The following is a 4,977-nucleotide window of genomic DNA, read 5'->3' as shown; positions in this document are numbered from 1 at the left end:
ACGCCGGCGCGCGCTGCGCCTCGGGCACAGCGGCCGCGATCGCATCGCGAATCGCGAGAAACACCGAGAACGGCAGCAACAGCGGCGGCTCGCCCACCGCTTTCGAGCGGAACACCGTCGGCTCCGCATTCTCGTTGCGGTAGAGCTGTACGTGGAACGCGGCGGGCGTGTCGCTGACGGCCGGGATCTTGTAGGTCGACGGCGCGTGCGTCATGAGTCGACCCTCGCGGTTCCACCAGAGTTCCTCAGTGGTGAGCCAGCCCATGCCCTGAATAAAGCCACCTTCGACCTGGCCGATATCGATGGCCGGATTGATCGATTGGCCCGCGTCGTGCAGCACGTCCGCGCGCACCAGTTTCCATTCGCCAGTGAGCGTATCGACGATGACTTCCGATACCGCCGCGCCATAGGCGAAATAGTAGAACGGATTGCCCGTCAGCGTTTTTGGGTCCCAGTGCACTTTCGGCGTGGTGTAGAAGCCGTCGGACCATAACTGGACGCGGGCCAGATACGCTGCGGCAACCAACTGCGAAAAGGGCATCGCCGCATCGTTGGCGAGCACCATGCTGTCCTTGAACTGCACGTCTGCGGGTTCGCCGCCGAGCTGTTTGGCGGCCAGCGCGGCCAGCCGGCTGCGGATGGTGCGCGCCGCGGCTTCGGCTGCCTTGCCGTTCAGATCGCTGCCGGTGGAGGCGGCTGTCGCGGAGGTGTTGGCGACCTTGGAGGTATCGGTGGCGGTTGCCCGCACACGCGCTAGCGGTATGCCCAACTCGTTCGCCACCACCTGTGCGACCTTGGTATTCAGCCCCTGGCCCATCTCGGTGCCGCCATGATTGACGAGGACCGAACCGTCCTTGTAGACATGCACGAGCGCGCCGGCCTGATTGAGGAACGGTACGTTAAACGAAATGCCGAACTTCAGTGGCGAGAAAGCGATGCCGCGCTTCAGTACCGGGCTGGCTGCGTTGAATGCGGCCAGCGCCGCGCGGCGTGCGCGGTAGTCGCTGCTCGTCAGCAGTTCCTCAGTCAGCGGCGCGATCACATTGTCTTCGACGCGCTGTCCGTACGGCGTCACGTCACGCTCGCCGATGCCGTAGTAGTTGGCGAGCCGCACGTCGAGCGGATCGCATTTCAGTTGCCGCGCGATGCTGTCGAGCATCACCTCCATCACCAGCGCGCCCTGCGGGCCGCCGAAGCCACGGAATGCGGTATTCGACTGCGTATTGGTCTTGCAGCAGAGTGCGACGATCTCGACGTCGGAGAGGTAATACGCGTTATCGAAGTGGCACACGGCGCGCGTGGCCACTGCGCCGGACAGGTCCGCCGAGTAACCCGCCCGCAGCGCGATCTCGACACGCGCGCCGAGAATGCGGCCACTTTGATCGAAGCCAGCTTCGTATTCGTAGACCGCGTCGTGGCGCTTGCCCGTGATCATGAAATCGTCGTCGCGGTCGGCGCGAACCTTCACCGGGCGATGCAGCAGCTTTGCCGCCAGCGCAGCGATGCACGCGAACAGCGCCGATTGCGATTCCTTGCCACCGAAGCCGCCCCCCATGCGCCGGCATTCGCACATGACGCTATGAGCCGGCCAGTCGAGCATATGCGCCACCATCTGCTGCATTTCGCTCGGATGCTGGGTCGAACTGTAGACCAGCATGCTGTCCATCTCTTTGGGAATCGCATAGGCGACTTGTCCCTCGAGATAAAACTGTTCCTGACCGCCTACTTCGAAGCTGCCCTGGATCCGGTGCGGTGCGTCGGCGATTTTCGCGGCCGGCTCGCCGCGTCTCAGATGCAGCGGCGGCAGGACGTACTGCTTTTTGGACTTGGCTTCAGCCGGCGTGAGGACGACATCAAGTGGTTCGTAGCGGACTACGTCATCGCTTTTTGCCAGAGCGGCGGCACGTCGCGCAAGTTCGTGACTTTCGGCGATAACGGCGAACACGGGTTGGCCGAGGTACAGCACTTCGTCTTCGGCGAGAATTGGATCGTCGTGCAGGACCGGGCCGCAATTGTTCTCGCCGGGGATGTCGGCTGCGCTCAGCACGGCAACGACGCCAGGCGCGTTGCGCACGGCGCTCAGATCGAGCGAGACGATCCGCGCATGAGCATGGCGCGCCAGTCCGAGCGCGGCATGGAGCGTGCCCTGGAGTTCCGGAATATCGTCGGTATAGGTCGCTTCGCCACTTACGTGCAGCGTGGCGGATTCGTGAGGCAACGAAGTGCCGATGGCGGCAGTATCGGTTGCCGCGTGGTCACTTGCGTGGACGATGAAGGCATCGGTTTGCTTGTTCATCACGGCGACTCCTGGGCGGCGCATGCATCCACGGCACCTGCTTCGAACGCGAAGACGTTCACGTCGAGCAAGGTGAGCGGCGCGGCGTCGCGCGTTTCCATCTGGAAGCGACGCAGCAGATTACGCGCCACCTTCAGCCGATAAGCGCTCGTTGCGCGCATGTCTGTGAGCGGCTGGTAGTCGGCGGCGAGCGCGTCCATTGCGCGCTGCGTCGTGGCGTCGTCCCACGCCGCGCCAATCATCGTCGCTTCCGCATGGGGCGCGCGTTTGGGCGTGGCCGCCATGCCGCCGAACGCAATCCTCGCCTCGACGATCACACCGTCCGTCACGTGCAGCGCAAACGCGGCGCAAACCGCTGAGATGTCCTGATCGTACCGTTTCGCAACCTTGTAAGTGCGGAACCGCAAATCGGGCCGAGGGCGTGGAACACGCAGCGCCGCGACGAATTCACCCGCCGCGAGCGCCGTCTTCTGATAGCCGAGGTAGAAGGCGTCGAGCGTCAGCGTGCGGGTTTTGGCGCCGTGCCGCAGTACGACCTCGGCGCCGAGCGCGAGCAGCGCCGGCATCGAATCGCCGATCGGCGAGCCGTTCGCCACATTGCCGCCGAGCGTGCCCGCATTGCGGATCGGTAGCGACGCGAAGCGGGTCCAAAGCTCGGCCAGTTCGGGATAGTCCCCAGCGAGCGCGGCATAGGCTTCTTCCAGCGTGACGGCCGCGCCGATGGTCAGCGTTTGCGCGTCGCGTGCGATCTGCTTCATCTCGGCCACGTTTCCGACATACAGGATGTCGCCGAGATCGCGGAACTGCTTGGTCACCCACAAACCGACGTCCGTGCTGCCGGCGAGGAGGCGTGCATGAGGATGAGCCGCGCGCAACGCCGCGAAGGCGTCGAGTGTGACCGGTGCGTAGAACGCATGCTCGCCGAAGGCAGCGCCGCGCACGTCGGGAGCGACGTATTCGAACGTGTCGCGCCGTTGCAGCGCTTGCAATGCCTGAGCGATGGCGGCACCCCGATCGAACGGCACGCGCGCGTACTGGGAATAATCGAACATCCTCTGTGCCGCGTCGACGATCGGGCGGTAGCCGGTGCAGCGACACAGATTGCCGGACAAGGCGGCGTTGATTTCGTCGCGGGTGGGTAGGCCGGCGGCGGCTGGCTGGTTCTCGTACAGCGCCCACATCGACATGACAAAGCCAGGCGTACAGAAGCCGCATTGCGAGCCGTGACAGTCGACCATGGCCTGCTGCACAGGATGCAGATTGCCATCGGCGGCACGCAGATCTTCGACGGTGAAGAGTGCTCGCCCGTCGAGTGTAGGCAAAAACTGAATACAGGCGTTGACGGCCTTCAGTTGAAGCGCGCCATGGCTGTTCAGTTCGCCGACCACCACCGTGCAAGCGCCGCAGTCGCCTTCCGCGCACCCTTCCTTGGTGCCCGTGCAATGCAGGTCTTCGCGCAGGTGCTGGAGCACGGTGCGCGAGGCCGGTACGCCCTGAACCTCACGGACGGCACCATGGTGATAGAAGCGGATGGTTTGCGTTGTCATGGCGAATCCGAAAGACATTGCGGACCGGGCGCGCGTTACGCAGGGGGTCGCACCGTAGCCGGCCTCGCGCACGTAGATCGCCATCCATATCCGACGATAGCACTACCTTGTCCCAAAAATATTTCCCTTGGGTGATGCGGGTTATCAGCGGGAGGTCATGTGAAATGGCATCGCGGCGGGATGCGCAAAGCGGCAGGTCCGGCGCAAAGCCAGATGGGGCGGGGCGCGGAGGGGGTTCGGCGGGGTGTTTGAGGCGACGAACGGGGCTGCGGATGTAGGAGAAGCCGCTTGGACAGCGGTGGGTCTGGGCCCAGGTGTTTACGACGAGGAAAGCGGCTGAAGCGCCAGTGCGCCAGTTTCTGGTGGTATCAGGCGGCGGGCATGCCGCTGTGCGGCGGCATGCCCAGGTTCAGAGTAATGGCGGCCCGGGCGGCGAATCTCACCCGGTTCACCCAAGGCATCAAGCAATGCGGCGGCGATTCCGAACGAGGCTCATCGCGAGCGGCACAAACGCCACGACAAATGCGATCAGCGACCAGCCCGGCAGGGAAATGCCAAAAATGGGCGGATAGGCGGTTTCGCACAGCCCGGCAACCTTGAACACACCCGGCAGCCAGTGTGCGGGCGGCAGGCTATCCACCACCGGCTGTAGCGCGTCGAAACCGCAGCTAAACCCCGGGTTGGCCAGCACGTAGACGTGCCGCGCGGCGGTCACGATGCCGGCCAGCGCGGATAGCGCCGCCAGCACTTCCAGCAGACGCACGCCGCGCCAACTGCCGAAACGCGCGCCGAGAAAGGCGAAGATCGCGATCAGCAGAAAGAAATAACGCTGCAGGATGCACAACGGGCAAGGGTCTTCGTGCAGACGGTACTGCATGTAGAGCGCCCCGCCAACCAGCGCAACGCAGATCAGGGCAAGCAGAATCAGCAGGGAGCGCTCGCGGCGCAACATCGCATTGTCGTTATTCATGGATCGTGTGGCTGTCGAACATCCAAAAAGGGGGCAGGTGCCCGCGATTCTAGCGCGAACGCCGCTTCGCCGTTTTTGGCTAACGGATCGTGTTGAGCACGGCTTCGACCGCCCGGCCGACCCCGAGCAGCGCGTCGTCGCCATGCGGCGCGCCAGCCAGCATC

The 4,977-nt window shown here is 64.3% G+C and carries 3 protein-coding genes; all 3 read right to left on the bottom strand.

All coding sequences use genetic code 11. The annotated features are described in order from the left end of the window. Window positions 1-2,296: xanthine dehydrogenase molybdopterin binding subunit (xdhB, locus tag WCA85_RS06490; protein WP_424062344.1), on the bottom strand; the 2,296-nt coding region annotated here is incomplete at its 3' end. After that, window positions 2,296-3,843, bottom strand: coding sequence for a xanthine dehydrogenase small subunit (gene xdhA, locus WCA85_RS06485; RefSeq protein WP_424062343.1), 1,548 nt, complete (start codon window positions 3,841-3,843; stop codon window positions 2,296-2,298). The genes xdhA and xdhB, both read right to left, overlap by 1 nt. Window positions 3,844-4,303: 460 nt before the next feature. Further along, window positions 4,304-4,813 carry a disulfide bond formation protein B gene (locus WCA85_RS06480; protein ID WP_424062342.1) on the bottom strand — a complete coding sequence of 170 codons (510 nt, stop codon included), beginning with the start codon at window positions 4,811-4,813 and terminating at the stop codon, window positions 4,304-4,306. Between the last annotated feature and the right edge of the window lie 164 nt (window positions 4,814-4,977).

This window comes from Paraburkholderia sp., from assembly GCF_049581445.1.
Classification (GTDB): Bacteria; Pseudomonadota; Gammaproteobacteria; order Burkholderiales; family Burkholderiaceae; genus Paraburkholderia.
Note: the sequence above shows the minus strand (reverse complement) of the source record. Positions and strands in the feature narration are given on the sequence as shown.